Source organism: Actinomyces sp. HMSC075B09 (genome assembly GCF_001812395.1).
In the GTDB taxonomy this organism is placed as follows: Bacteria; Actinomycetota; Actinomycetes; order Actinomycetales; family Actinomycetaceae; genus Gleimia; species Gleimia europaea.
Genome location: NZ_KV808730.1, coordinates 101,990 through 128,609, shown reverse-complemented (window position 1 = coordinate 128,609; position 26,620 = coordinate 101,990). Strand labels below are relative to the sequence as shown.

Here is a 26,620-nt window from a genome sequence, read left to right as displayed (position 1 = left end):
GTTTGGTAGCAAGTACGAATTCCGGTGGTCTACAGATTGGTCCTATCAATCTGTGGACCCCGGTTGTTTTAGCCCCCATGGCCGGCGTTACGGATGTTCCGTTTCGCCGGCTGTGTCGGGAGTACTCTGAGCGCGGGCTGAGTGAGGCTCTGGCAAGCAAGCTTGATGAGGCAAAGAAGGGCGTTGATGCGCCTGCAGGACTGTTTGTTTGCGAGATGATTACCGCGCGTGCCCTCGTGGAAGGTTCACCGAAGACTTGGCGCATGGTTGAGCCCGACCCGTCCGATAGGGTGCGCTCGGCTCAACTGTACGGGGTTGATCCAGACACGATGGGTAGGGCCGCGCAGATGATTGTAGAACGCGACCTTGTGGATCATATTGATCTGAACTTTGGTTGTCCGGTGCCAAAGGTTACTCGCAAGGGCGGGGGAGCAGCCCTACCGTGGAAGCGGGACTTGCTGGAAGACATTTTGAAGGCAGTTGTGGCCGGCGCTGAAAGAGGGTCGAAACTGGTTGGCCGCCACGTTCCCGTGACTATGAAGATGCGTATCGGTATTGATGATCAGCACTCGACATACATGGATGCAGGCATTATTGCCCAGCGCAGCGGCGTGGCCGCAGTTGCTTTGCACGGTCGCACACAGGCCCAGTATTACGCGGGCAAGGCTGATTGGCAGCCGATAACCGCTCTGAAAGAAGCGATCTCGATTCCAGTCATGGGCAATGGAGATGTTTTCAAGGGCGCGGACGCGCGCGCAATGATGGAACAGACGGGGTGCGACGCAGTCGTGATCGGCCGCGGTTGCCAGGGCCGGCCCTGGCTGTTCACAGACATTACTTCGGACTTAACGGGCGCGGGTATTCCTAAGATGGCCCCGGATTTGCGTACCGTTGCACAGATTATCCGTGAGCATGCGCTGTTGATGACTGAGCATCTTGGTTCTGAGTTTGACGCGTGCAGGAACATGCGCAAACACATTGGCTGGTATTTGCGCGGCTATAAAGTAGGTGGCGAGTCCCGGTTGAAGCTGGGGCGCGTGAGTAGCTTGGATGAGCTCGATGAGCTTTTGAACAGCTTGGACTTGGATCAGCCCTGCCCGAAGTCAGCGGAGGGGCCGCGTGGCCGGAAGGGACACGAACGGCGTCCTCATCTGCCGCACGGTTGGCTGGATTCGCAGCTGATTCAAGACGCAGAACGTGCACAGGTTGTAGCTGATGAGGCGGTTGCAGATGGGGGCTGAAATGGCGCAAATGAAGGTGCGTGCCGCAAACGTTGAATTGGGTGGAGATCGGGCGGCGATTATCGCGCCGCTGATGGGCAAGAATGCGTCTGAGCTTGCGCAGGAAGCTCGCGCTGTTGCGGGGGGCCGTGGTGCCGACCTGGTGGAGTGGCGAGTAGACCACCTAAGCGATATTTCTAACCCGGTAATCGCAGGGTGCGCGCAGGTCCTTCGTCGCGAGGTAGACCTGCCGATCCTCGCTACATTCCGTACTGAGGAGCAAGGGGGCCGCGGTGCGGTTGCCGATTATGAGCGCGTGGCGCTCGCGGTCTTAGAGGCCGAGGCAGCGGATTTGCTAGACGTGGAGTATGGCTTGGAGCAGCGTCGTCGCGTGGCGTTCAGCGCTTTCGAAGCGGGGGTTCCAGTGGTGCTATCAAGTCATGATTTTGGGGCTACGCCAGGTGCAGACGAGCTTGTTGCTAGGATGCGCCAGATGCAGGGTGAGCTGTTGGAGTGGTTCGAGCAGTTCCTAGATGACGCTGATGAAGATGCAGATGTTCGCAGTCGCGGCGCCGGCTTAGTGAAGGTCGCATACATGCCGGGTTCGGTGATGGATTCATTGCGACTGGCGGCATGTGCGCGTCATTTTGTGGATACGTTTGCGCGGGTGCCGGTGATTGCGGTTTCGATGGGGGAGCCGGGCGTGTTCACTCGGGCGTTTGCTGCAAAGTTTGGGTCTGCAGCAACGTTTAGCTCCCTGGGTGATGATTCCGCACCGGGGCAGATCGGCTTGGATGCGCTGGTGGTGTTCGATAAGGCAACGGGGTGCTTGAGCGCACATTAGTGCGGCCTCGCCCTATGATTTAGGCGCTCGCGTTCTTTGTCCTACCTGTTGGAGGCTTTTACAACGGGTGGTATAAACCACGCGGTGGTGCCGGGTGTGAGGGTGTTTTGCTCCTCGCGTTCAGCGGTGGAGAAAATTTGCGGTGGTCCGGTCCTTAGAACAGTTTCGGCGCCGGGCAACGCCCACTCGCGAGTGGAATCTGAGCGGAGCAATAGCTCGTTTTCTAGGGGCACGAACACGTCTTCGTTTGACGTGTTGAATACACACATGACGCTACCGCTGGTGAATACACCGACGCCTGGAGTTTGCCATGGCAGGCCGCTGACCCACGCGAGGTTGGCGTTGCCCAGGTCGTATTTCTTTCGTAGCCGTAACGCCAGCTGTGTATGGGCAAGGCGGCGTTCTTCGATGGAGTTAATCGGAGGTAGGGGCCGCACAGCTACACCCTTGTATGTAACGTGCCCGCCAGAAAAGCCGAAAGGCAGGTAGATAGCACCGGGCAACGACGCCATGATGATGCGCATCGAAGAGCGCCTTGTGGTGTTGGTGCCATCTTCCCAGGAACCGGGGTAGTTGTTGGGCCGGTCGGGTTCCATGATGAGGCGGGAGTTGATGGCTTTCCAGACAGGGGGAACACCAATCTTGTCTCTTTCAAAGAGGGATTCTTCGATTGCCTCAATGATGGCTGCATCCGAGAATGGCGCGCGTTGAAGACGGTTATCTATGAAGTTGTGGATCCAGTCTTCCTGCAAGTGGTACTGGTATTGCTCGTGCAGTTCGGTGCGCGCTTCCGCAACAAGGATCTTTTCTTCAGAGAAATCTGCCAGTTCGAACATGAGGAGGCGAACGAGATCGGAGAACTCTTTATCACGCTCTTTCGCGCCAGGTAGATTCGGGTTTTCTGCGATACGACCCAGGTCGATGCCATCCGCACCGCTCTTGAGTGCTTCGCGGGCTCTCGTGATGGTGGTGGCGGTAGACTCTTCGGCTCCGTAGAAGGGTTTGAGAGACGGAGTCAGGTCAGGAGCGTAGTCGCCACCAGAGAGGCGCACAATGACGCGCAGTCCGGCTTGCTTGCCAGCTTCGATGATCTGATCCAGGTAGACCTTGGACGTGTAAAAGTCGAGTAGAGCGGGGCGAAACACTACGCCGTCGAAACCGGTTTCTTTAATGGTGGGCATGATGGAGGCAAGAGGTTTTGCGCCGGCTTTGTCGATGATGCCGGGAATTTCGGCTATGACGGGAGCGTGCCACCAGGAGCCGGGTAGAGGTGAGCGCCTGTGAATGAGGTGCGTGCGCACATACCGCGAGTTTTGAACCGCTCTCGCGGTTTCTTTCTGAATATGTGAAGGTGCCTGCTCAGTGCTCATGGCTCTATTGTGCCAAAGAAGTACGTTGGTTAGAAAAGGTTGCTTGTTGTTGTCGATATGATTGGTCCGTGAATGTTACCAGACATGCGTATTCTGACTTTGATCGCGAACGCTTTGTGAAAGAGCGTCCGAAGTCGCCCAATCGAACCGATTTTGAGCGCGATCGTGCGCGAATCCTGCATTCAGCTGCGTTTCGTCGGTTGGGCGAGAAAACCCAGGTTCTTGGCCCGGCTTCGGACGATTCTGTGCGCACCCGGCTTACACATTCGATGGAAGTAGCACAGGTTGGTCGAGAGATCGGCAAGGAGTTGGGGGCGGATCCAGATATTGTGGACGCTGCATGCCTGGCGCATGATTTAGGCCATCCACCATTTGGACACAACGGGGAGAGTGCGCTCGATTCAGTTGCTGGTGACGTGGGCGGTTTTGAAGGTAACGCGCAAACGTTCCGCCTGGTGGTTCGCTTGGAGCCGAAGGTTGTTGGCACAGCCGGCGAGCCACGCGGCGTGAATCTAACGCGTGCTTCATTGGACGCGATCTGTAAGTACCCGTGGGCCCGCTCAGAAGGTCCCGATCCGAAGTATTCAACTCGGAAGTATTCGGTGTACGAAGATGATCGCGAATCATTTGACTGGATGCGTTCGGGCGCGAAGGGTCGCTGCTTGGAAGCGCAGATTATGGATCTATCAGATGACATCGCATACTCGGTGCACGACATCGAGGATGCAGTTATGACCGGCAAACTACCCCTCGAAGAGTTGCGCGATGACGCCGCGTTCGCGAACGTGGTGGAGCGTACGCGCGAGTGGTACGACAAGGATTTACAAGAAACGCACCTGCAGGCGGCGCGCGAACGCTTGTTGGCGATGCCGTACTGGCTCACTTCGTTCGATGGAACGTATGCGGACAGCGCGCGTTTGAAGGACATGACGTCACAGCTGATCGGAAAGTTTTGTTCCGAGGCGGTTGAGGCCACGCGCGGCGCGGCTGGCCGTCAGCGCGGGGAGGGGCTGGGAAGGTATGACGCGGATCTGGTTGTCCCTGACGAGACGGCAACCGAGATCATGTTGTTGAAGGGGATTGCCGCGCACTACGTGATGGCTCCGCGCGAGATGGAGGGGTCGTATCACCACCAGGGCGGTGTGCTGGTGGACCTCGTGCACATTCTGTATGAAACATCGGGGCGCCACCTGCAAGAGCCGTTTGCCTCACTTTGGCGCCAGACGCCGGATGATAACGCTCGTTTGCGCATTGTGATTGATCAGGTGGCCTCACTCACGGATCTTTCGGCGGCACGCATGCACGCTTCACTTTGTGGCATGTTCGATACGCTTCACCTGTAAGCGCCCCTCCGCGCGAATGATTAGGATATAAGGCATGGCTGGGCTGATTCGGAAAGAGGACATCGCGAAGGTTCGCGAGGCCACCGCAATTGAGTACATCGTTAATGATTACGTGACGCTTCGTCCCGCGGGAACCGGATCAATGAAGGGGCTGTGCCCATTCCATGATGAGAAGACGCCTTCATTCCATGTCCGCCCCCACCTGGGCCTGTGGCACTGTTTCGGGTGTGGCGAGGGCGGTGACGCTATCGCGTTCTTGCAAAAGGTTGACCATTTAAGCTTTACCGAGGCCGTGGAACACCTTGCGCAAAAGACTGGCATCACGCTCCACTATGAGGAAGGGGCGAAGGGGCCGGGCGAGTTCGGCAGACGCCAACGTCTGATTGATCAGCACAAGATCGCAGAGGAGTTCTACATCCGCTCCCTGTCCTCGCCAGAGGCTCAGATTGCCCGCGAATTCTTGGCCCAGCGTGGCTTTGACCAAAACGCGGCCGCTACCTTCAGCATTGGCTACGCACCTAAAGGCTGGAACAACCTCACAAATCTGCTTCGCTCTCGCGGATTCCAGGATCAAGAGATAGTGAAGGCGGGCCTTGCAAGTAACGGCAATCGCGGGATTTATGATCGTTTTCGAGGGCGCCTAATTTGGCCAATCCGGGACCTAACAGGTGCGACCATCGGATTTGGTGCGCGTAGATTGCATGAGGACGATCAGGGGCCGAAGTATCTAAATACGCCAGAAACTCCCATCTATCACAAGTCTCAGGTGCTGTACGGGCTAGATCTTGCTAAGCGCAACATTGCAAAAAAGCGCGAGGTAGTGATCGTGGAGGGGTACACGGATGTAATGGCCGCGCACTTAGCTGGCATTGATACTGCCGTGGCTACCTGTGGCACGGCTTTTGGTGAAGAGCACGTGAAGATCATTCGCCGTCTGTTGGGCGACGTGGCTAATCCGGCTGCGGGGGTACAACTCTCATCGGGCCTAAGCCTGGGGGGAGAGGTGATCTTCACCTTCGATGGGGACGAGGCAGGTCAGAAGGCCGCTCTGCGAGCATTTGGCGAGGACCAAAGTTTCGCTACGCAAACGTTCGTTGCCGTGGAACGCACCGGAATGGATCCTTGTGATCTACGCATGAACAAGGGCGATGCGGCGTTGATCGAGCTGGTCGAGTCGCGCGTGCCACTGTTCGAGTTTGTCATTCGCTCAACGCTTGCCTCGGTTGACCTCACTACTGCGGAGGGGCGTGTTCACGGGCTTCGTGCAAGCGCTCCGATTGTGGCGGGCATTCGCGATCGCGCCTTGCAACGTGAGTACGCGCGTCAGCTGTCCGGTTGGCTGGGCATGGATGTGCGCGAGGTCTTGCACGCCGTGTCGGTGGCTAGCAGGGGAGCCCGTCGCCTCGACCCGCGGCTTGAGCGCAGCCATGGCGCGCCGGCGCAAGACGCTCCAATGCGCGTTGGTAATGAGGCTGATCCGATTGTACGTCTGGAGAGGCAAGCGCTGGAGGCAATCGTGCAGCACCCGGGCTACGTTTCGGGCTCAGGTTTCGACGAACTTGATGGAGATGCTTTCTCAACGCCGGCCTACCGCGCGGTCCATGACGCGATCCGAGCAGGCGGCGGACTGGCCTCCTATATGGACTACCTGCAAATCACCGAGGCCGAGATTGGGGTTGGCGATGAGGCCGCGCGCAGAGCTACAGCGCATTGGAATCAGAGCTTGATCGAGTCGGGTAGTGAGGTGGTTGCGAAGGTAATCACGCAGCTTGCGGTGGCGCCACTACCGCAGGATGATCCGGAACGCCTCCGCGACTACTGCTTTGGCGTGGTTCGCGCGTTGGTACGCAATGGGCTTAATCGTCAGATCGGTTCGCTGAAGGCTTCGCTCGGTCGCTATTCGTTTGACTCTGACGAATATCAGGCGGCGTTCAGTGAGCTACTGCGTCTGGAAGAAAAACGCCGCTCACTCACAGAGGATCTCTAATCGATCGGCTCGATCGTCGCACCCGCCGAAACCCGCTATGTAACTTAGTCGATTCGCAAGACAGAAGTCTCGCAACGACTGGTCAGAATCAGGCGATAGGAAAAGCCCGTCTTTTCAGACGGGCTCTTGTTTGCTCCCGCGGCTGGATTCGAACCAGCAACCGTTCGATTAACAGTCGAATGCTCTGCCGTTGAGCTACGCGGGATTGCTTAGCGCGAAATACACTCTACATACTTTTTTGCCCCGTGCCAAATCGGGATTGAACCGGTCTATTTACCGCTCTAATCCAACAGATTCACGCAGGTTTCGTTCCAGTTCGAATGCGAGCTTTTCGCCTTCGTTATCTAGATCACCGCCGGCTGTTAGCGTTGAAAAAAGATTGCCGTTGCTAGAGCGCCGAATGGATGCGCGGATCCACGTTCCATCTGCAGTTTTACGCGAGGCGGTAGAAATATAGGTGTACTCGATGAACTCCTCGAGCTGCGACATAAATCGGCGAACATCGTCTTCCAGCGTAACGCCGTGCCATGGCTCACGGGTAGGATCTACCCAGCGGATAATGAGCATCTGGCTACCCGCCTCCCAAACGGCGTGCTGGATCTCGTGCCAGTGTGCAACAAATGCCACGTCCTCGTCACTAATTACCACAGGACCAAGCTGTGCGAGCAGTAGCCAAGCTCCACCCTCAAGCTCAATGGCCGGACGTTTGGCGTCTGCTTTTGTTAAGAAGTTCGCTTGAAGTGAGCTCGCAATGGCTCTTGGAAGCTTAAATTTCGTAGCTGAAGTCATAGCCTTCACTGTACGATAACCACGCTCTCCTCACATCAGCGCTCGTGAAACGGTGCGCGGTAGATGCTTAGATTGGTTTGATTCACAGTCGCCTAGCTGGCATGATTTACCCAGGCCCTGATAGCTCAGTCGGTTAGAGCAGCGGACTCATAATCCGTCGGTCCCGGGTTCGAGCCCCGGTCGGGGCACTTTTTATGGCCGCGCCCCGCGCTTACTTTGTTGCTCCACTGCTGTTGTAGAACGGGGCAAACTGCGTGGGCTCCGTGGGCGCTTCTTTTGGAACATCGGTTTTCGTGATGCCCGGCGTTGCAGGAACATTCCCAATGCTTACCCACGACGCCAACTGGGCGGTGAGTGCTTCGAACGCAAGCGGATACTGTGCGTCATCCTCGCCAGGCAGGACGAGGTAGGGGCGGTCAACCAAGAACGCCAGGTTAGTGGCAAATAGTTCGTTCTCCGCGCCGCTAAGCCCCGTCTCATCCCCTTCGTCAGCAGGCGTTAAACATGACAGGGTGCGCTGATCCGGCGCTCCAGCGTTGATTGCACGCTGCGAAAAAGCAACGAGGTCGTCTACTTGCGCGCGGGCCGTTACCTCGGTAGCGGAAGGCCCATCCGCGTCATCGCCGGCCCCGTAATAAGCGATCCACTGCGCAGCGCAGTCCCATTGTGCGGCAACTTCACCAAGATTCTTGAGGTCGGAGCGGCCTGCTACGTCTTTGCGAGGTTCAGCCTTAGGGGTGGTAAAAGCCGGGAGGGTGGGTTGGATTTCAAGCAGGTTCGCCAATTTGAGGCCATCGGCCAGCCTTCCGGCGGCCACGGAGGCGGCGGCCAGCTGATCGTCTTTGGAGTCGAGTTCGGTGGCGGCTGCGAGATCGGCGGTGGCGGTACCGATGGTGAAGTCGGTGAGTTCGGCCCACGTGTGGCTTGCCCGGGGCACGGGATCGGGCAGGGGAGCGCCATCTGGCACATTCTCTCCCCACGGATCCCACAATCCACCAAGCAGTTCGGCACGCTGTTTCGATTTTTCACCCAGATCAGCGGCGAAAGCCATACAGGGCTTACAGTCCTCGCCTGGTTGTGCGAGGCTATCGAGTACCGCGGTTTCGTTGCGAACAAGCCGTTGGAACACCTCTTGGGACTCCAGGACGTTCGGTAGTTGCGGTCCGTCTTGCTCGATGTAAACGCCCGTGCAGCCGGTTAGAGACGCGGCGGCGATTCCGGCGGCGAAGATTGGGACTACAATTCGTTTCGAAGCGAGAGCTTGAGTTTTCGTGTCGTTCTTCGCGTCAGCCGCGGATTCGTGCGTTATTGAAGGCATGTGTGCATAATAGTCTGATTGAGGGCTCAGGCTCGAACCAGTCCCGCTCTTTAAGGAGAATGATGTCAAAAGCCATCGAGGCTCGGATTGAGGCGCTCGTAGCTCCGATTGTGAGCCGTGCAGATCTGTTCTTGGAATCGGTAACTGTAACTAGGGGTAAGGAACCCTTGGTGCGGGTGACGGTTGATTTGAAGGAGGGCGTGGGGTCGGTGGACGCCGACGACATGCTCCAGGTCTCGCGTGAAATCTCGGCGGCTATGGACGAGGCCGATCCGATTGAAAGTGCCTACACGCTTGAGGTTTCAACGCCGGGCGCCGAGCGCAAACTCGAAACTGCGCGGCACTTCTCACGCTGCATCGGTCACTTGGTGGAGATCAAAACGCAAGATGGTGAACGCTTAAAAGGTAGAGTGGTCAGCTCCGACGATCAAAGTGTGACGCTTAGCATCGCGGGTAAAAAAGGTAAGCCTGAGCGCGAAGAGACCGTAGCTCTTGATAAGATCACGAAGGCGCATTCGCGCGTTGACTTCGGTTCGTTAGGTAAGTAGGAGGCTCCCCGTGGAAATCGATATGCGTACACTCCGGGAAGTGGGTGCCTCGCTAGAAATTGATGGCGATACGCTAGTTGCAGCAATTGAGGAAGCCCTGCTGAAGGTCTACCACAAGATGCCCGGCGCCATGGATCAGGCCCGCATCGAGATTGATCAGCGCACCGGCAAGGTTGCCGTGATGGCAACCGAGCTTGATGAGGAAGACAATCCGATCGGCGAGTTTGATGACACTCCCAAGGAGTTTGGGCGTATCGCTACCGCTACCGCGCGTTCGGTGATTGCACAGAGGCTTCGCGAGGCCGAAGATTCAAAGGTGCTCGGCGACTTCCGTAGCCGTACCGGTTCGGTTGTGGTTGGCACCGTGGAGGCGCAGCGCAATCCGGCTTTCGTAATGCTACGCGTGGGCGAGTTCGAGGCTCGCCTTCCCCAATCTGAGCAGGTCCCGGGCGAGGTTTACAACCACGGCGACGTGCTACGCGCTTACGTAGTGGATGTTTCTCGCGGAGAGAAGGGCGCTGCGATCACGGTTTCGCGCACCCACCCCGGCCTGGTTGAAGGCTTGTTTGAGCGCGAGGTTCCAGAGATTCAGCAGGGTCTTGTGCAGATCAAATCCGTTGCGCGCGAGGCCGGCCACCGCACCAAGATCGCGGTTGCGGCCACACGTGAGGGTGTGAACGCTAAGGGTGCTTGCATTGGCCCCATGGGTAGGCGCGTGCGTGCGGTGATGACGGAGTTGCAGGGCGAGAAGATCGATATTGTCGATTACTCTTCTGATCCGGCTCGCTTCGTTGCTAACTCTCTGTCTCCCGCGCGAGTATCTTCGGTCACAATTACCGACCTCGAGGGTAAGAATGCGGAAGTGATTGTGCCTGACTTCCAGTTCTCCCTCGCTATTGGCAGGGAGGGCCAAAATGCGCGTCTTGCCGCGCGTCTGTCCGGCTTCCATATCGACATTCATTCTGATACCGAGGCCGGCCTGGGGGTCGTGACTGGCGACATTTCGCGCCCTGACGTGAGGCAGGGCTCAGAAAATATCGAACCAACGGACTGAAAATAACGATAGGCTTAACAGGAAGCATGCTTATGCGTAGCCGTTTTGCGGATGCACCGCGGCGAACGTGCGTAGGGTGCCGGGAAGTAGCAACTCCTAACGAGTTGCTTCGCTGCGTTTACAGTGAGGCCCTTGGAAGTGTTGTTAGTGACCCGCGCCGGAGCATGCCCGGGCGAGGAGCCTGGATTCATCCTCGGCAATCCTGTCTAGATCGGGCAGTGAAGAAGAAGGCGTTTAACCGCGCGCTTCGTTTGCCTGGGAGCAGAAGCCGTGTTTCCTTCTCGATAGATATTTCCGCTCGAGAAGAAAACCAACCAGCGCGCAGGGAGCGCGTTGTGGACGAGTAAATGGAAGCGGGTTGGAAGCTGATGGGCACCCGATGAGTACCCAGCGATGAGCTGCCAGCAGAAATAGACGTCCGTCCTGTTCGGGGCGGACCTGAACAGGAGAGTTGTGGCAAAATTGCGTGTACACGAGCTCGCGAAAGAGCTCGGAATCACGAGTAAAGAACTTCTTGCGCACTTGAAGGAAAATGGTGAGTTCGTAAAGTCGGCCTCGTCGACTATTGAACCTCCGGTTGTTAGAAGAGTTCGCAAGACCCTTGGCGCTAAGCTCGAATCTGAGCAAAGCAAGGAGCCAGCTAAGGCCGATAAGCCGGCAAAGTCGGCAAAATCGACTAAATCTGCGCCCAAGACTGAAGCCAAGGAAGAAAAGGCTAAGAAGGCTGAGGCAAAGCCCAAGGCTGAGACTTCAAAGACCGAGAAGGTTGAAACGCCGGCGCCAAGTCCGGCAGATGTCATCCCCGGTCCGGCAAAGATCACTAAACCGAATGCGAAGAAGGCAACGCCTCAGCCTGCAGAGTCTGAAGCTGAGAAGAAGACAGAAGAGGCAAAGCCTAAGGATGAGGCAACGCCGCGCCCCGGTAATAGCCCGTTCGCTTCGCAGCAGGGAACGCCCCGTCCGGGACCGCGTCCGGGCAATAACCCGTTTGCAACCCAGCAGGGAATGCCCCGTCCGGGGCCGCGCCCAGGCAATAACCCATTCGCTTCGCAGCAGGGAATGCCTCGTCCGGGTGGTGGCCGCGGCGCAGACCGCAATGATAAGCCGCAACGCGGTCAGCGGGGCGGACGCAACGCATCCGAGGCGGCTCCGGCACGCGGTGGTAAGAGGCGCGGGCCTCGTCCATCGCCCATGATGATGCCGGGTCATTCCACACTGGGACAGCCGGGCGGAAACAACGCTCCCGAGCGCGGAAACCGTCAAAGCAGGCGTTCTAACCGTTCCAGCTCGCGCCAGTCGCAGGCTCCTAGCTTCGGCCAGCAGCCGCCAATGTCCGCGCCTCCGCGCGGTGGTCGTGGTGGCCGTGGGGCAACGCAGGGCGCATTTGGTCGAGGAACCGGTAAGCGGGGACGCAAGTCGAAGCGCGCGAAGAGGCAAGAGTTCGAACAGCAGAACGCGCCCGTCATTGGCGGCGTGCAGATTCAACGCGGCAACGGCCAGACTATTCGCATCCGTCAGGGTGCCTCGCTTGCCGATCTAGCGGAGAAGATCGATGCGAATCCCGCATCGCTGGTAACCGTTTTGCTTCACCTGGGCGAGATGGCAACCGCAACGCAGTCGCTGGATGAAGACACCTTCACACTTTTGGGTGAAGAGATCGGCTACAAGGTTGAGGTTGTGTCCCCAGAGGATGAGGACCGCGAGCTACTTGAGTCGTTCGACATTGATCTTGAAGCTGAAGAGCTTGACGACGTGGAGCACCTCGCTCCGCGTCCGCCGGTTGTAACCGTCATGGGTCACGTTGACCACGGTAAAACCAAGCTCCTTGACGCCATCCGTCACACGGATGTTGTGGACCGCGAGCACGGTGGCATCACCCAGCACATCGGTGCGTACCAGGTACACGTGAAGCATGACGACACCGATCGTTTGATCACGTTCATTGATACGCCCGGTCACGAGGCTTTCACAGCAATGCGTGCCCGTGGCGCTCAGGTAACGGATATCGCGATCCTGGTTGTCGCAGCCGACGACGGCGTTATGCCGCAGACCGTTGAGGCGATCAACCACGCGCAGGCCGCTGATGTGCCTATCGTTGTGGCGGTAAACAAGGTTGATAAGGATACTGCGAACCCGGATAAGATCCGCCAGCAGCTCACCGAATACAACCTCGTTGCTGAAGAGTATGGCGGCGACGTCATGTTCGTGGATGTATCCGCAAAACAGCGCAAGGGGATTGGCGACCTGCTTGAGGCGGTTCTACTTACCGCTGATGCGGCCCTCAATCTGGAAGCGAATCCGGATACGGATGCTCGCGGTGTATCGATTGAAGCGAACCTTGACCGTGGTCGAGGGGCGGTTGCAACGATGCTGGTTGAGCGTGGAACGCTACGCATTGGTGATGCCGTTGTTGCCGGCTCATCCTACGGGCGCGTGCGCGCGATGTTTGACGAGTGGGGCAACGAGGTTCAAGAGGCCGGCCCGGCACGTCCGGTTCAGGTTCTTGGCCTAACGTCCGTGCCGCGCGCTGGTGACTCGTTCCTAGTTGCACCAGATGACCGTACGGCCCGCCAGATTGCGGATAAGCGTGAGTCTGCTGAGCGTCAGGCTCAGTTGGCTCGCAGGCGCAAGCGCGTTACGCTTGAGGACTTCGATAAGGTCCTCAAGGAAGGCAAGGTTGACACGCTTAACCTCATTATCAAGGGTGACGTTTCGGGTGCTGTTGAAGCGCTTGAAGATTCGCTACTCAAGATTGATGTGGGTGAAGAGGTTCAGCTGCGCATCATCCACCGCGGTGTTGGTGCGATTACGCAGAACGACGTTAACCTCGCGACGGTTGATGACGCTGTCATTATTGGCTTCAACGTTCGTCCGAATGAGCAGGTTGCAAGCCTGGCTGATGAAGAGGGCGTGGAGATCAAGTACTACACAGTCATCTACCAGGCGCTTGAAGAGATCGAGGCGGCGCTTAAGGGCATGCTGAAGCCGATTTACGAAGAGGTCCAGCTTGGTACTGCCGAGATCTTGCAGGTGTTCAAGTCCGGTAAGTTCGGCAATATTGCCGGCTCGATCGTTCGCAAGGGAATCATCAAGCGCAACACGAACGCACGGCTTGTCCGTGACGGTGTTGTGGTTGCAGAAGACCTCAAGATCGAATCGCTTCGCCGCGAGAAGGATGACGTCACCGAGGTTCGCGAGGGTTACGAGTGTGGTATCACGCTTGGCCACAAGGACATTCAGGTTGGCGACACCATCGAAACCTGGGAGATGCGCGAGAAACCACGCGACTAGCGCCATTTCCAAGTAGTGCCGGCTCCCGCCTAAAAGGTGGGAGCCGGTTTATTTTGCTAAATTTGAGGCCGGTTCTATTTTTGAGGAGGCCGCAGTGGCTGATATTAATCGCCAGCGTAAGGTGGAGGATCGGATTCAGCAGACGGTAGCTCGTTTGCTTGAACGCCGGATTAAGGATCCGCGTTTGGGTTTTGTGACGGTAACTGATGTTCGAGTGACGGGCGATTTGCAGCACGCCACGATTTTTTACACGGTGCTCGGTTCGGCGGACGAGGCGGCGAAGAGCGCAAAGGCACTGGAGTCCGCTAAGGGGCTGATCCGTTCGGAGGTTGGCAAGGCCCTCGGTATCCGCCTCACTCCAACTATTGATTTTCAGGCTGATAGTTTGCCGCAGGCCGCAGCCGATATTGAAGAGGCCCTACTTAGGGCGCGCAAGGCGGACGAAGAGCTTGCCCAAACCGCTAAGAACGCCAAATACGCTGGCGAAGAGGATCCGTACAAGAGCGCTGAGGAAGAGTGAAACCGCGGCTGGATATGCCTCGCGCCCAGGTAAGCGCGGCTGATGGGCTCCTCATCGTGGACAAGCCCCGGGGCGTAACAAGTCACGACGTGGTTGGGGCGGTGCGCCGCTTGGCAGCAACGCGCAAGGTCGGGCACGCTGGCACTCTTGATCCGATGGCCACGGGCGTCCTCGTACTTGGAATTGGGAAGGCAACCCGTTTACTGACGTTCATTACCGGGGCAGACAAGCAGTATCGCGCGCGCGTGTTGCTTGGCGCAGCAACTGATTCTGATGACGCTGACGGACAGATTATTTCTGCGCAGGGGGCTCGCGATCTGAGCGCCGAGAGGGTTGACGAGGCGCTTGCCTCCATGCGTGGCGAGGTCATGCAGGTGCCGGCTAAGGTATCGGCGATCAAGGTTGGCGGCAAGCGTGCTCACGCTCTGCATCGCGAGGGCAAAACTGTGAAACTACAGGCGCGCCCGGTTGTGATTTCGTGCCTGCAACGCACTTCGGATTTGATGCCAACCCGGCTTAGTGACGGCACACCCGCTTTGGAGTTCGATCTGGTGGTTGAATGTTCGAGCGGCACTTATGTGCGGGCGATTGCCCGGGACCTCGGAGAAATACTTGGAACCGGAGCGCATCTAACCGTGCTTAGACGCACCAGGGTGGGGAAGTGGACGCTCGATGATGCTGTCACGTTAGATCGGCTCGCCAGCTTTGTCTCCAACCAGTGCGAAGAGGACCCGCATCCGATTGACGTGCTTTCTTTGACAAAAGCAGCAAGTCAGCAGTTTGAGAGCATCGAACTTACCGAATCCGAGGCCGAGGCGATGCGCCACGGTAACGCGACAAAGGTCGAAGTGCGCACTCCGGACGGGCAGATAACTGCTTGCACGTGGAAGGGAGAAGTGCGGGCACTTTTGAAGAGAAGTGGAAAGAAGTATCAACCTGTGCTTGTATTTTCCACGGACCCACTGTGAAAACCGATGGAGGTAAACCCATGGATAATCCGATGAACGAGTTGGGGCTACGCGACATCTCTGCCGCGGGCCAAGAGAAGAAGACCTGCGGATGCGGTGGTAAGGGCCACGGTGGTGGTGGCTGCGGATGCGGTGGTAAAGGTCGCGGTCATGGGCATGGCCACGGTGGTGGACACGGTCATGGTGGCGGTGGTTGCGGATGCGGACGTCGCAAGCAACCAGAACAGGCAAAGTAGTCTAGTTTTCCTACCATTTTGGGGAGTTGGCTTTAACTCATGGTGATGAGTGTGTGGCGTGGTCTTGCACAAGTACCCGAAGGATTGCGCACGGTTGTAACGATCGGAAATTTTGATGGAGTTCATCGCGGCCATCAACAGCTGATTCGCATGTGTGCGGATCTGGCAGGCAAGAAGGACGCGCTCGCAGTGGCTATCACCTTCTTCCCACATCCGGTGCAGGTACACTGTCCGGGGCGTAATCTGAAGCTCATCACTACGCTGGTAGACCGCCTTGACGCGCTTGCCGGGTACGGTATTGATGCAACGCTGGTGCTCGACTACAACGAGGCTCTCTATTCACAAACCCCGCGTGAGTTCATCTCGAACATAAGCAAGGCTCTGGGTGTGCAGGGCATTGTGGTTGGCGAGGATATGAAGTTCGGTGCCGGTAATTCCGGCAGCATCTCAACCCTGCGAAGTCTGAGCGAAGAGTTTGGCTTCGACGTGATAGGGCTTCCCGACATCGTCGATGAGAACGGCACACGCTGGTCTTCATCCTGGGTGCGTGAGCTGTTGCAGGAGGGCGAGGTGGCCGAGGCCGCTCGGGTTCTCGGGCGTCCGCATAGAATTCGAGGCGTTGTGAAGCATGGGCATAAGCGAGGCCGCGAGCTGGGTTTTCCAACTGCAAATCTGGAGGAAGACTGCGATGGCGTGATCCCGGCAGATGGGGTGTATGCTGGCTGGCTTACTCGTCAGGTGGCGGATGCGCCCGCAGGCGTGTTCTTGCCGGCGGCTATCTCGGTGGGCACGAATCCCCAGTTTGATGGGGTTCATCGCACCGTTGAAGCGCATGTGCTAGGCCGTTCGGATTTGAACCTGTATGGCGAGAAGATCGCGGTTTCGTTTGTTAAGCGTTTGCGCGGCATGAAGAAGTTCGATTCGGTTGAAGAACTCCTTGAGCAAATGGATGAGGACATTCGCGAATCCGCATCCGTTTTGGGTGTAGCGGTTGCGGGCCGGGTGGATCCAAGCGCTGTTACGGCCGGTTAGGTGTCTAATATCACGGCGTAAAAGACACAGAACCTGAGGCCAACTCCAGATGTTGACCAGGCGCATGGTATCGTAAAGGTTGCCGTGAATCGGCCACGGACGCGTTATGCCCGGGTGAACAGGCCCCGGAGCGCCGTGCAACGAGATTATTAAGGAGAACCCATGGCCCTTTCTAAGGATGTCAAGGAACAGATCATCAAAGAGTACGCAACTCACGAGGGCGACACGGGTTCGCCCGAGGTTCAGATTGCGCTCTTGACGCAGCGTATTCGTGACCTCACTGAGCACTTTAAGACGCACAAGCACGATCACCACTCCCGCCGCGGACTTATGCTACTGGTTGGTAAGCGTCGTCGTCTGCTCAGCTACCTAGCCGATGTTGATATTGAGCGTTACCGCGCGCTGATTGCCCGTTTGGGTCTGCGTCGATAGCGTTTGGTGGCCCGACTCCCGCTGGGAGCCGGGCCATATTTTCCGTATCAGGATGTTTTGGCGCGCCTAGCGCCCTACAGTTTGAAGATGGTTGGACTGCCGCTTGGAGCGCGGTCCTCGGTAGTGGCTTCCGGAGATTGTTTTCCGTGGGTCTCAATCGAAGGCCGGTCCGGGGCAGTCTCTAATGAAAAGGAGATTTCCCATGATGGAGGGAGATGACATCACCGCAGTCGAAACCGTGATTGATAACGGTAAGTTCGGCAAGCGCGTGATTCGTTTTGAAACGGGTCGTTTGGCTCGCCAGGCCGCAGGCTCCGCGCTTGCGTACTTGGATGATGAGACCACGATTCTTTCGGCCACGACGGTTGGTAAGCACCCGCGTGACCAGTTTGATTTCTTTCCGTTGACGGTTGACGTGGAGGAGCGCCAGTACGCGGTTGGTCGTATCCCGGGTGGTTTCTTCCGCCGCGAGGGTCGCCCGGGCGAGGAGGCCATTTTGGCTTGTCGTCTGATTGACCGTCCGCTTCGCCCCGCGTTTGTGAAGGGCCTGCGTAACGAGGTTCAGGTTGTAGGTACCGTGCTGGCTGTGAACCCGCAGGATCCGTACGACGTCCTCGCGATCAACGCCGCTTCGCTGTCCACGCAGATTTCGGGTCTACCGTTTTCTGGCCCGATCGGTGGTACGCGCCTGGCTTTGATTGATGGCCAGTGGGTTGCGTTCCCGCGCTATTCCGAGATGGAACGTTCCACTTTCAACATTGTGGTTGCAGGCCGCGTTGTTGACGGCGATGTTGCGATCATGATGGTTGAGGCCGGTGGCGGCGACTCGATGATCGACCTCATCGAAAATGGTGGCACTACTCCGACGGAAGATGTTGTTGCTGACGGCCTTGAGGCCGCGAAGCCAGTCATCCGCCAGCTGTGTGAGGCCCAGCTTGAGATCGCGCAGAAGGTCGGTAAGGAAACCGTTGAGTTCCCGCTGTTCCTCGACTATCAGGATGAGCACTACGATGCTGTGAAGGCCGCTGTTGAGTCTGATCTGTCCGAGGCTCTCACGATTGCAGAAAAGCTTAAGCGCGAGGATCGCATCGACGAGATCCAGCAGAAGATGCTTGAGGACCTTGCAGAGAAGTTCGAAGAAGAGGAAGAGAAGGATCTAAAGGCTGCCTTCCGCGCGATTGAGAAGGAGCTCATGCGTGACCGCGTGCTCCGTCACGGTCAGCGTATTGATGGACGTACTCCAACGGAGATTCGTTCGCTCGCAGCCGAGGTGGAGGTGCTTCCGCGCGTTCACGGTTCGGCTCTGTTCCAGCGCGGTGAAACCCAGATTATGGGCGTTACCACGTTGAACATGCTCCGCATGGAGCAACAACTGGACAACCTGTCACCGCTACAGTCCAAGCGCTACATTCACCACTACAACTTCCCGCCGTACTCCACGGGTGAGACAGGCCGTGTGGGCTCACCGAAGCGCCGCGAGATCGGTCACGGTGCGCTTGCGGAGCGCGCCCTCGTTCCGGTTATTCCAAAGCGTGAAGATTTCCCGTACGCGATCCGTCAGGTGTCGGAGGCGCTCGGCTCGAACGGTTCGACCTCGATGGGTTCGGTTTGCGCGTCCACGCTGTCGCTCCTGCAGGCCGGCGTGCCGTTGCGTGCCCCGGTTGCGGGTATCGCAATGGGCCTCATTACCGGTGAGGTAGATGGTGAGCAGAAGGCCGTTACGCTAACCGACATCCTCGGTATTGAGGATGGCTTTGGCGACATGGACTTCAAGGTCACTGGTACTCGCGACTACATCACGGCTCTGCAGCTTGACACGAAGCTTGATGGCATAGATTCGCAGGTGCTCAAGGAAGCATTGGCGCAGGCTCGTGAGGCCCGCTTCGTGATTCTTGATCTCATCAACCAGGCTATTTCTGAGCCGGATGAGATGTCACCGTTCGCACCACGCATTATTTCGGTTCAGGTTCCGGTTGAGAAGATCGGCGAGGTCATTGGCCCGAAGGGCAAGATGATTAACCAGATTCAGGAAGACACCGGTGCGGACCTCACCATTGAGGACGACGGCACGGTTTACATTGGCGCCGAGACCGGCGAGGCTGCAAATGCGGCTCGTGACATGGTCAATGCCATTGCAAACCCGCAGCTTCCAGAAGTTGGCGAGCGTTACGTTGGCACGGTCGTTAAGACTACTTCGTTTGGTGCGTTCGTTTCGCTCACCCCGGGCAAGGACGGCCTGCTCCACATCAGCCAGGTTCGTCGCCTCGTAGGTGGCAAGCGCATTGACTCGGTTGATGACGTACTTTCGGTTGGCCAGCAGATTGAGGTTGAGATCGCTGAGGTTGATGATCGCGGCAAGCTTTCGCTACACGCGGTTATTGAAGGCGAAGCGGCCGAGGCTGCTAATGAGTCCGAGGAAGATGGCGAACAGCGCGAAGAGAAGCGCTCGGAGCGCCGCCGTTCGAACAACAACCGTCGTCGCCCACGCACGCGTACGCGTAAGGGCCAGGACGACTAATAGCGTCTAGCGAAGCGCGGGGAGTGCTGTTGCATTTCCCGCGCTTTGTTTATACCTCTTTTTATTCCCTATATGATTGGGTTTGTTGTCTTGATTGGGAGGGCGAAATGCGCCGCTATACAGATTTGTTCGTGATGCTTGCACTGCTGGTGCTCGATTTCTTGATTGCGGTGATCATGTGGAACACCGTGGATGATGCGTTGAATCCTAGTTCGACATCGCTGGCGTACATGATCATGAGCCTTACGCTGATTGCGATTCCAGGTATAGCAATGGCCGCTGGGCTAGCTCTTGGAAGGGCCACGTGGAATTTGGCGCCACGCTCGTTCTATCTGGTGGTGCTGGTGGGCGCGGGTCTTGCAGCAGGCCTAACCTGGGTCGCCTCGTTGGCACTGGCAGGCGCAGATGTGGTGGTTTCTCTTGGCAACGCAGTTTTTGCGATGGTAGTACTGGCGGTCGCATCTTTGGTTGGCTTGATTTTGGGGCTAACGGGGGCAGTTCCAACCGCGAAGGTGCTGGGCGCGTCGCTGAAAGAGTCCGCTAAGAGTAACGGGACTGCGAGCTCGGTTGCGAAAACGCCTGCAGCTTCCCCGAATCACGAGGTCGATGACCCGGCAGGTCCAAATGAGGGCGGCGCCGCGCAGCGCATGCAAACTCCGGGAACAGCTGCGAGCGCCTCGCCGCGCAAGGTGATTGGCGGGGATGACGAGGCCGTCGATCCAGGTGAGGACAATCCGGGCCTGTAGACGTTGAAGTAGTAGTTGTAATAGTTGGATAGGATTTCGCGGGTGCTTGAGGTTTCTGATCTTCCGCTGGTTTCTTCTGCTGATGAGCGCGCAGCGATCACGTTGCTTGATGATGAAACTTTGATTCAGCGAACTATATTGCCTGGCGGTGTTCGGGTTTTGTCGCAGCGCGTGCCGGCGCAGCGTTCCGTTTCGCTGTCGGCATGGTGTCCGGTGGGCTCTCGGGATGAAGAGCCTGCGCAGGCTGGTTCTACGCATTTCTTGGAGCACCTGCTATTCAAGGGTACCCCCACGCGCTCGGCGCAGGATATTGCGAACGCGTTTGATGAGGTAGGTGGAGAGTCCAACGCGGCGACAACGAAGGAATACACGTACTACTGGGCGCGGACACTGGCTGAGGATTTGCCGATGTCTGTGGCAGTGCTGATGGACATGATGTCCTCATCATTGCTGGACGAGGCCGAGTTTGAGCGCGAGCGGGGCGTGATTCTAGACGAACTCGCGATGGGTAACGATGACCCGGTCGAGATCGTGCATGAGAATTTTGCCAAGGCGATTTATGGAGATCACCCTCTGGGCCGTCCCATAGGTGGTTCGATTGAGACGGTTTCGGCTGCCCAGCGTGATGCCGTGGTGGGTTATTACCACCAGAAGTATAGGCCGTCCTCACTTGTGATCGTTGCAGCGGGAGCTGTGGACCACGCGGAGCTGTGCGAACTGGTTGGCGCGGCGCTAGCGGGGACGGGCTGGGATTTGGATCCGGCCGCGGTGCCGCTATCTACGCGCATTGGCAATCAGCCGACTCCGGTTTTTGATGTTCGTGAGGTCCAAAAAGAAAAGCCGGGGGAGCAGGCTCATATTCTTCTGGGAGGCCGCTCGATTACCGCTAATGACGATCGACGCCCGGCGATGGCTGTGCTATTGAGCATTTTGGGCGGATCGATGTCCAGCCGATTGTTCCAAGAGATCCGCGAGCGTCGCGGACTTGCTTACACCACGTATGCGTTTGACACGGCGTACGTCGATTACGGCCATTTTGGGATGTATGCGGGATGCGCGCCAAAAAATGTGGACTTAGTGGAACAGCTGATGCGTGATCAGCTGGTGGATCTTGCCACTGTCGGCCCAACTGATGCAGAGCTTGCCCGAGTGAAGGGCCAGTTGCGCGGGGCTATGGCACTTGGATTGGAAGACTCCGGTGCTCGCATGGCGCGTTTGGGGCGCGCAGAGGTGGTTCACGGCAGGTTCATTCCGCTGGAGCTTACTCTGTCGCGTATTAATGCGATTACGGGCGCTGATGTGGCTGATCTTGCTCAGTTCTTGCTTGATCAGCCCGCGTGCCGATCCGTTGTGATGCCCATTTAGTGACCTGTGGTCGAGGAAGTTTGGGGCGCAAAGATAGGGTGTTGTCATGGTTAAAGTTGCGGTAATTGGTGCAAAGGGCCGGATGGGCTCCACTGTGTGTGCGGCGGTTCAGGCTGCCTCCGATTTGGAAGTTGTTGCCCGGCTTGATGCGGGTGATGCGATAAATGAGCAGTCGTTGGCTGGTGCCAGTGTCGCCGTTGTGTTTACGGTTCCGAGCGTGAAGTTGCAAAACGTTCTTGACTTGTTGGCTGCGGGTGTCCACGCGGTGGTGGGCACGTCTGGTTGGGCCGATGACGAGCTGGACCAGGTGCGTGCGGCTCAGAAGAAGAAGAGTAGCGCAAACGTGTTTATTGCCCCGAACTTCGCATTGTCGGCGGTGCTGGCGATGGAGTTTGCCGCCAAGGCAGCGCCCCTGTTTGAGTCCATTGAGATTGTGGAGATGCACCACCCGAATAAGGTAGACGCTCCCTCTGGTACTGCGGTTGCAACCGCGCAGAAGATTTCGCAGGCGAGGAAGCAGGCGGGCTGTGAGCCAATGCCAGATGCAACGGAAGCTGACCCGCAGGGTGCGCGCGGCTCGCGATATGCAGGAGTGCCGGTGCACGCTTTGCGTTTGCGAGGAATGACCGCAACAGAAGAGGTCCTGCTGGGCAATCCCGGTGAGGTGCTTACGATCAGAACCGACTCGTTCGACCGTGAGTCGTTCATGCCGGGCGTGTTGTTGGCGGTGCGCAAGATTGCTGATACTCCGGGCGTAACGGTTGGCCTGGAACACTTGCTTGAACTGTAGATTGGGCACGAATTTTGGATAGGTTTCACCACAAGAGTGCGCTAAACGCGGATCGGTCGGTGCGTCCAAGCACGGTGGAAGACGCCCCTGCGATTGCACGCATCCAGGCTGAAGGGATGTTGGAGTCGCTGGCGCAAGGCATTGAGGGAAAGCTCGATCCTCGGGTTGCGGCCGCGCTGGACGAGGACGCCATGGCGGTCTCGTGGCAGGAGTCGATCGCGTCTCCTCCCGCGTCCGGATTTAGGATCCTCACAGCGCTGGATTCCCACCTCGTCGCTGGTTTTGCAGGGGCTGTACCTGCCGAGCCTGTGCCGGGTGTAGAGGGCTTGGATGAGCCGGGTACAGAGATCATAGCGCTGGAGGTGGATCCTGAGCATGGGGGAGAAGGCCATAGGTCGAGGCTCCTGGCGGCGCTTTCAGATTTGGCACAAGACGATGGTGCGAAGAATATCCGCGTGTGGATTGTGGCGGGAGATGGCCGGAAGATCCGATTCTTCCAGGAGGCCGGTTTTGGCCCGGCCGGAATTTTGCGCAAGCTGGAGGTTGGCCCACACCGCGTGGTTGAACACCTGTGGTGGGCAAAGTTTTAACCAAAAGATGTAATCTTTGGTTCAAGTAGCGGACACCTGCTGGCTTTCGAAACCACGATAGCTAGCATGGCATCATGAGCGAAGTTAAGCACCCGATTGGTCAGCAGTCCGTAGCGATGGTTACGCCGTTCCACGAGGACGGCTCTTTGGATATAGAATCCACGCAGCGCCTGGCAAAGCACCTGGTTGATTCGGGCACCGACTGTGTTCTCATTTCCGGTACTACCGGCGAGGCCCCCACAACCTATCAGCCGGAGAAAAATGAGCTGACTGACGCGGTTGTTGAGGCTGTGGGTGAGCGCGCATTTGTGCTTGCGGGTGCGGGCTCAAATGATACGGCTCACGCGGTGCGTATGGCGGTGAACGCACAGGAACACGGTGCGGATGGACTGTTGGTAGTTTCCCCGTACTACAACCGTCCGTCGCAGAGGGGTTTGCGCGCACACGTTGATGCAATCCTTAGCGAAACCACGCTGCCCGTGGTCCTCTATGACATTCCGGGACGCACAGGCCTCGCGTTTTCAGATGAAACGCTGGACTACTTTGCAGGCAATGAACGTATCGTCGCGGTGAAGGATGCCACCGGTAAGCCGGAGCAAGCGATTAGGCGGATGAACCGCACTGGGATCGCCTACTATTCGGGTGATGACGGCTTGAACTGCATGCTGATGGCACAGGGCGCTTCGGGCATTATTTCGGTGGTTGGCCACGTTGCAGGTGCTTTCTTTAGACAACAGATTGATGCAATTAACGAGGGCGATATTGATACGGCAAGGAATATTCAACGCTTGCTGACGCCGCTCATTGATTCGATCATGGGTGGAGGTCAGGGAGCCGTGATGGCGAAGGCCGCGGTGCACATGATGGGAATCATTGAAAGCGATCGCCTGCGTTTGCCGCTCGTCCCAGCCTCGGATGAAGAGCTGGACCGCATGCGTTGCGCTATGGAGGACCTGGAGCTTTTGTGAGTAGATAGCCGCCTCGGCTAACTCGTGGCACAATTGAAGCATGATGTCTTTATACGATGCTCTTCCGAAGCCACCGAATCTCGAACCTGATACTTTGCGCGTTGTTCCTTTGGGAGGGCTAAAGGACATCGGCCGTAACATGACGGTTTTTGAGCTGAACGGACAGCTTCTGATTGTTGATTGCGGCGTGCTGTTTCCCGAAGAGCTCCAGCCGGGCGTGGACTTAATTTTGCCGGACTTTAGCTACATTGAGGATCGCCTAGATGACGTTGTGGGGATGGTGCTAACTCACGGGCATGAGGACCATATTGGAGCGGTTCCGTACCTGCTGAAATTGCGTAGCGATATTCCGATTTATGGTTCTGAACTCACCCTTGCTTTTGTGCAGCCTAAGTTGGATGAGCATCGCATTGAGGGCTTTGATTTGAATGTGGTTGCTGAGGGCGATCGCGTGCAGCTCGGCGGATTCGATCTTGAGTTCGTGTCGGTTACGCACTCGATTCCAGACGCCCTCGCGGTGTTTATCCGTACGGCGGCTGGTACTGCGTTGATTACCGGCGATTTCAAGATGGATCAGCTACCTCTCGATGGTCGTTTGACGGATTTGCGTGCATTCGCCCGATTTGGCGAGGAAGGCGTGGACCTGTTCCTGGTTGATTCAACCAACGCGGAGGTTCCTGGTTTTGTAACTCCCGAGCGTGAGATTGGCCCGGTTTTAGAAGATGTATTTCTGCACGCCACGGGGCAGATCGTGGTGGCCTCGTTTGCGTCCCACGTGCACCGCGTACAGCAGGTGTTTGATGCTGCTGTGATGACGGGCCGCAAGGTCGCGCTGATTGGGCGCAGCATGGAACGCAACATGCGGATCGCCTCCGAACTTGGGTTCTTGGATATTCCTGATGATGTGATCGTCACCAGCAAGCAGATTGCGCAGCTTGAACCCGAACAGCGGGTGTACATGGCTACCGGTTCGCAGGGTGAGCCGATGGCAGCCCTGGGGCGGATTGCGCGTGGCACGCACCGGTTTGTTGAGGTAGGTCCTGGCGATACGGTGGTTTTCGCCTCCTCGCTTATTCCGGGCAATGAGAATTCCGTTTACCGCGTGATCAATGGGCTTACCAGGTTGGGAGCTAAGGTGGTACACCAGGCAAATGCGAAGGTGCACGTGTCGGGCCACGCTGCTGCAGGTGAGCTCCTGTACTGCTACAACATCATTCAACCGAAGAACGTTATGCCGATCCACGGCGAGGTTCGTCACCTCGTTGCCAATGGGGCACTAGCGGTGAAAACCGGTGTGCCGGCCGGCAACGTGATGCTGGCCGAGGATGGCGTGGTGGTTGACCTGAAAGATGAGGAAGCCAGCGTGGTTGGAGCTATCCCTTGCTCCTACATTTACGTGGATGGGCGTAGCGTGGGCGACCTGGATGAGTCCGAGCTACAAGATCGCCGCGTCCTCGGTTCTGAAGGTTTCATTTCAATCTACGCGGTTGTGGATCTGGAACACGAAATGATTTTGTCTGGCCCAACTATTAAGTCGGTGGGCATGGCCGAAGAAGATTCCGTGTTTGAGGAGATCGAACAGGACGTTAGGGGTGCGCTGGCTCGGGCGCTCGAAGATCCTGAGGCGGACACGTACTCGTGCCAGCAGGCAATGCGCCGCGTGATTGGCCGCTGGGTGGGTCGCAAGTTGCGTAGGCGTCCAATGATTGTCCCCGTCGTAGTAGAACAGTAGGAGGGGAGTTGGCGCGCTTTTTATCAACTGAGCCGGTGGTTTTGAACCTGCCGATTGCTATTGAGAAGCTCCCTGAACGCGGCTCCATGATCCCCGCGCGTTCCGTACTCTCCAGTCCAGGTGGAGGCTACCTGGGCATGGTTGCGGTGGCGAACATGGGAGTTACTACAGGCATGTTGTCTATGCTTGGCACAGGCCCGAACTCCTACATGATCCGTAAAGATCTTGAAGAAAATGGGGTTCAGATTCTGACCAGCGAGGTGATGGGCGACATTGGCGTGTCAATCCAGCTGGTTGAGGATGAGGGCGACAATACCGTTATAGTCTCCGCAGGCGTTGAATCTGACTTGCTGCTGGACCAGATTGAGCAGATCGAGCTGGAAGATGGGGACGTCCTTCTAGTGCACGGATCGGCGATCAGCAGTGGCGAGACCGGACGGCGTTTTGCAAACTGGGTGAACAGTATTGATCCGAAGGCAAAAGTGGTGCTGGCGCCCTCACCAATGATCGATACGATTGAGCCGCATTTGTGGCAGCCGTTGCTTCAGCGAGCTGACGTTTTGACTATGAACTTGCGCGAATCTGGCCTCCTGCCACTTATCTTGAAGCAAGTTGATCCTGCGCGCATGCTGGAAGACTACTTGAAGCCGGATTGTGTTCAAGTCACGCGAATGGGATCGCTCGGTTGTCAATATCGCGAGGGCGTGACTGGTCAGCTGAAACAGGTACCGGCATACGCAACGCAGGCGGTGGATACCTCTGGTGTTGGTAACGTGCACATCTCGGTGATGTGCGGCGGCCTGGCACGCGGCCAGGACGTGTATCACGCACTATCAATGGCTAACGCCGCTGGTGCCGTGATGGTTTCGCACGCTTACGCATTCCCTGTGCCAACAATGCGTGAGATTGCCGATGTTATGACGTTTGGTGGCGAAGACGGCGGCGAGTCGTTATAGCAA

General features: G+C 57.4%; 24 protein-coding genes and 2 tRNA genes. 22 read left to right on the top strand and 4 right to left on the bottom strand.

What is annotated here, in order from left to right:
- Positions 1–2: 2 nt before the first annotated feature.
- Both dusB and HMPREF2854_RS00580 read left to right on the top strand, forming a co-directional pair.
- A complete protein-coding gene (gene dusB, locus HMPREF2854_RS00585; RefSeq protein ID WP_261666627.1) occupies positions 3–1,241 on the top strand; it encodes a tRNA dihydrouridine synthase DusB in 1,239 nt (412 codons plus the stop codon).
- Between the two features lies 1 nt (position 1,242).
- Positions 1,243–2,064, top strand: coding sequence for a type I 3-dehydroquinate dehydratase (locus HMPREF2854_RS00580; protein ID WP_186822463.1), 822 nt, complete (start codon positions 1,243–1,245; stop codon positions 2,062–2,064).
- Positions 2,065–2,105: 41 nt separating this feature from the next.
- Here the strand turns inward: HMPREF2854_RS00580 and HMPREF2854_RS00575 are convergent, their stop codons facing one another.
- Positions 2,106–3,434 carry a hypothetical protein gene (locus HMPREF2854_RS00575; protein ID WP_070617609.1) on the bottom strand — a complete coding sequence of 443 codons (1,329 nt, stop codon included), beginning with the start codon at positions 3,432–3,434 and terminating at the stop codon, positions 2,106–2,108.
- A 68-nt stretch (positions 3,435–3,502) separates the two neighbouring features.
- Between HMPREF2854_RS00575 and HMPREF2854_RS00570 the strand changes: the two genes are divergently transcribed.
- Positions 3,503–4,777: a deoxyguanosinetriphosphate triphosphohydrolase gene (locus HMPREF2854_RS00570; RefSeq protein ID WP_070617606.1), complete on the top strand. Its 1,275-nt coding sequence runs from the start codon at positions 3,503–3,505 to the stop codon at positions 4,775–4,777.
- A gap of 34 nt (positions 4,778–4,811) precedes the next feature.
- Positions 4,812–6,764 carry a DNA primase gene (gene dnaG / locus HMPREF2854_RS00565; RefSeq protein WP_070617603.1) on the top strand — a complete coding sequence of 651 codons (1,953 nt, stop codon included), beginning with the start codon at positions 4,812–4,814 and terminating at the stop codon, positions 6,762–6,764.
- A 133-nt stretch (positions 6,765–6,897) separates the two neighbouring features.
- Here dnaG and HMPREF2854_RS00560 read toward each other — a convergent pair.
- Together HMPREF2854_RS00560 and HMPREF2854_RS00555 are read right to left on the bottom strand one after the other, a co-directional pair.
- Positions 6,898–6,969: transfer RNA gene (locus HMPREF2854_RS00560), tRNA-Asn, on the bottom strand.
- A 68-nt stretch (positions 6,970–7,037) separates the two neighbouring features.
- On the bottom strand, positions 7,038–7,553 hold the full coding sequence (locus tag HMPREF2854_RS00555) for a hypothetical protein (RefSeq protein ID WP_070617600.1): 516 nt from the start codon (positions 7,551–7,553) through the stop codon (positions 7,038–7,040).
- 114 nt (positions 7,554–7,667) lie between these two features.
- Between HMPREF2854_RS00555 and HMPREF2854_RS00550 the strand changes: the two genes are divergently transcribed.
- Positions 7,668–7,741, top strand: a tRNA-Ile gene (locus HMPREF2854_RS00550).
- 23 nt (positions 7,742–7,764) lie between these two features.
- Here HMPREF2854_RS00550 and HMPREF2854_RS00545 read toward each other — a convergent pair.
- On the bottom strand, positions 7,765–8,871 hold the full coding sequence (locus HMPREF2854_RS00545) for a hypothetical protein (protein WP_070617597.1): 1,107 nt from the start codon (positions 8,869–8,871) through the stop codon (positions 7,765–7,767).
- Positions 8,872–8,930: 59 nt separating this feature from the next.
- Here HMPREF2854_RS00545 and rimP point away from each other — a divergent pair, with 59 nt between their 5' ends.
- The 17 genes from rimP (at position 8,931) to HMPREF2854_RS00465 (ending at position 26,617) form a co-directional block, all read left to right on the top strand.
- The gene (gene rimP / locus HMPREF2854_RS00540; protein ID WP_070617594.1) at positions 8,931–9,419 is read left to right on the top strand and encodes a ribosome maturation factor RimP; all 489 of its coding nucleotides are present in this window, start codon (positions 8,931–8,933) and stop codon (positions 9,417–9,419) included.
- 10 nt (positions 9,420–9,429) lie between these two features.
- Positions 9,430–10,473 (top strand): transcription termination factor NusA, encoded by a 1,044-nt coding sequence (gene nusA, locus HMPREF2854_RS00535; RefSeq protein WP_070617591.1) that lies wholly within the window; start codon positions 9,430–9,432, stop codon positions 10,471–10,473.
- A 26-nt stretch (positions 10,474–10,499) separates the two neighbouring features.
- The gene (locus HMPREF2854_RS08875) at positions 10,500–10,820 is read left to right on the top strand and encodes a YlxR family protein (RefSeq protein WP_083309296.1); all 321 of its coding nucleotides are present in this window, start codon (positions 10,500–10,502) and stop codon (positions 10,818–10,820) included.
- A 106-nt stretch (positions 10,821–10,926) separates the two neighbouring features.
- Entirely contained in the window at positions 10,927–13,764 is a 2,838-nt protein-coding gene (gene infB, locus HMPREF2854_RS00530; protein ID WP_186822462.1) for a translation initiation factor IF-2, read from the top strand.
- A 94-nt stretch (positions 13,765–13,858) separates the two neighbouring features.
- On the top strand, positions 13,859–14,284 hold the full coding sequence (gene rbfA / locus HMPREF2854_RS00525) for a 30S ribosome-binding factor RbfA (RefSeq protein ID WP_070617588.1): 426 nt from the start codon (positions 13,859–13,861) through the stop codon (positions 14,282–14,284).
- Positions 14,281–15,252 carry a tRNA pseudouridine(55) synthase TruB gene (gene truB, locus HMPREF2854_RS00520; protein ID WP_083309294.1) on the top strand — a complete coding sequence of 324 codons (972 nt, stop codon included), beginning with the start codon at positions 14,281–14,283 and terminating at the stop codon, positions 15,250–15,252. Before rbfA ends, truB begins: the two co-directional genes overlap by 4 nt.
- Before the next feature lie 20 nt (positions 15,253–15,272).
- A complete protein-coding gene (locus HMPREF2854_RS08465) occupies positions 15,273–15,488 on the top strand; it encodes a hypothetical protein (protein WP_083309293.1) in 216 nt (71 codons plus the stop codon).
- 45 nt (positions 15,489–15,533) lie between these two features.
- On the top strand, positions 15,534–16,520 hold the full coding sequence (locus HMPREF2854_RS00510) for a bifunctional riboflavin kinase/FAD synthetase (protein ID WP_070617778.1): 987 nt from the start codon (positions 15,534–15,536) through the stop codon (positions 16,518–16,520).
- 162 nt (positions 16,521–16,682) lie between these two features.
- Positions 16,683–16,952 carry a 30S ribosomal protein S15 gene (gene rpsO / locus HMPREF2854_RS00505; protein WP_070617583.1) on the top strand — a complete coding sequence of 90 codons (270 nt, stop codon included), beginning with the start codon at positions 16,683–16,685 and terminating at the stop codon, positions 16,950–16,952.
- 202 nt (positions 16,953–17,154) lie between these two features.
- Positions 17,155–19,470, top strand: a complete 2,316-nt coding sequence (locus HMPREF2854_RS00500) for a polyribonucleotide nucleotidyltransferase (protein WP_070617580.1) — start codon at positions 17,155–17,157, stop codon at positions 19,468–19,470.
- A 107-nt stretch (positions 19,471–19,577) separates the two neighbouring features.
- On the top strand, positions 19,578–20,216 hold the full coding sequence (locus HMPREF2854_RS00495) for a hypothetical protein (protein WP_070617577.1): 639 nt from the start codon (positions 19,578–19,580) through the stop codon (positions 20,214–20,216).
- A gap of 24 nt (positions 20,217–20,240) precedes the next feature.
- Positions 20,241–21,581: a M16 family metallopeptidase gene (locus HMPREF2854_RS00490; protein WP_261666626.1), complete on the top strand. Its 1,341-nt coding sequence runs from the start codon at positions 20,241–20,243 to the stop codon at positions 21,579–21,581.
- Between the two features lie 46 nt (positions 21,582–21,627).
- Positions 21,628–22,371, top strand: coding sequence for a 4-hydroxy-tetrahydrodipicolinate reductase (gene dapB / locus HMPREF2854_RS00485; RefSeq protein ID WP_070617571.1), 744 nt, complete (start codon positions 21,628–21,630; stop codon positions 22,369–22,371).
- A 14-nt stretch (positions 22,372–22,385) separates the two neighbouring features.
- Positions 22,386–22,961 (top strand): GNAT family N-acetyltransferase, encoded by a 576-nt coding sequence (locus HMPREF2854_RS00480; RefSeq protein WP_070617569.1) that lies wholly within the window; start codon positions 22,386–22,388, stop codon positions 22,959–22,961.
- 74 nt (positions 22,962–23,035) lie between these two features.
- Positions 23,036–23,929 (top strand): 4-hydroxy-tetrahydrodipicolinate synthase, encoded by an 894-nt coding sequence (dapA, locus tag HMPREF2854_RS00475; protein ID WP_070617565.1) that lies wholly within the window; start codon positions 23,036–23,038, stop codon positions 23,927–23,929.
- A gap of 40 nt (positions 23,930–23,969) precedes the next feature.
- Positions 23,970–25,661 (top strand): ribonuclease J, encoded by a 1,692-nt coding sequence (locus tag HMPREF2854_RS00470; RefSeq protein ID WP_070617562.1) that lies wholly within the window; start codon positions 23,970–23,972, stop codon positions 25,659–25,661.
- An 8-nt stretch (positions 25,662–25,669) separates the two neighbouring features.
- Positions 25,670–26,617 (top strand): PfkB family carbohydrate kinase, encoded by a 948-nt coding sequence (locus tag HMPREF2854_RS00465; protein WP_070617559.1) that lies wholly within the window; start codon positions 25,670–25,672, stop codon positions 26,615–26,617.
- The last annotated feature ends 3 nt before the right edge of the window (positions 26,618–26,620 follow it).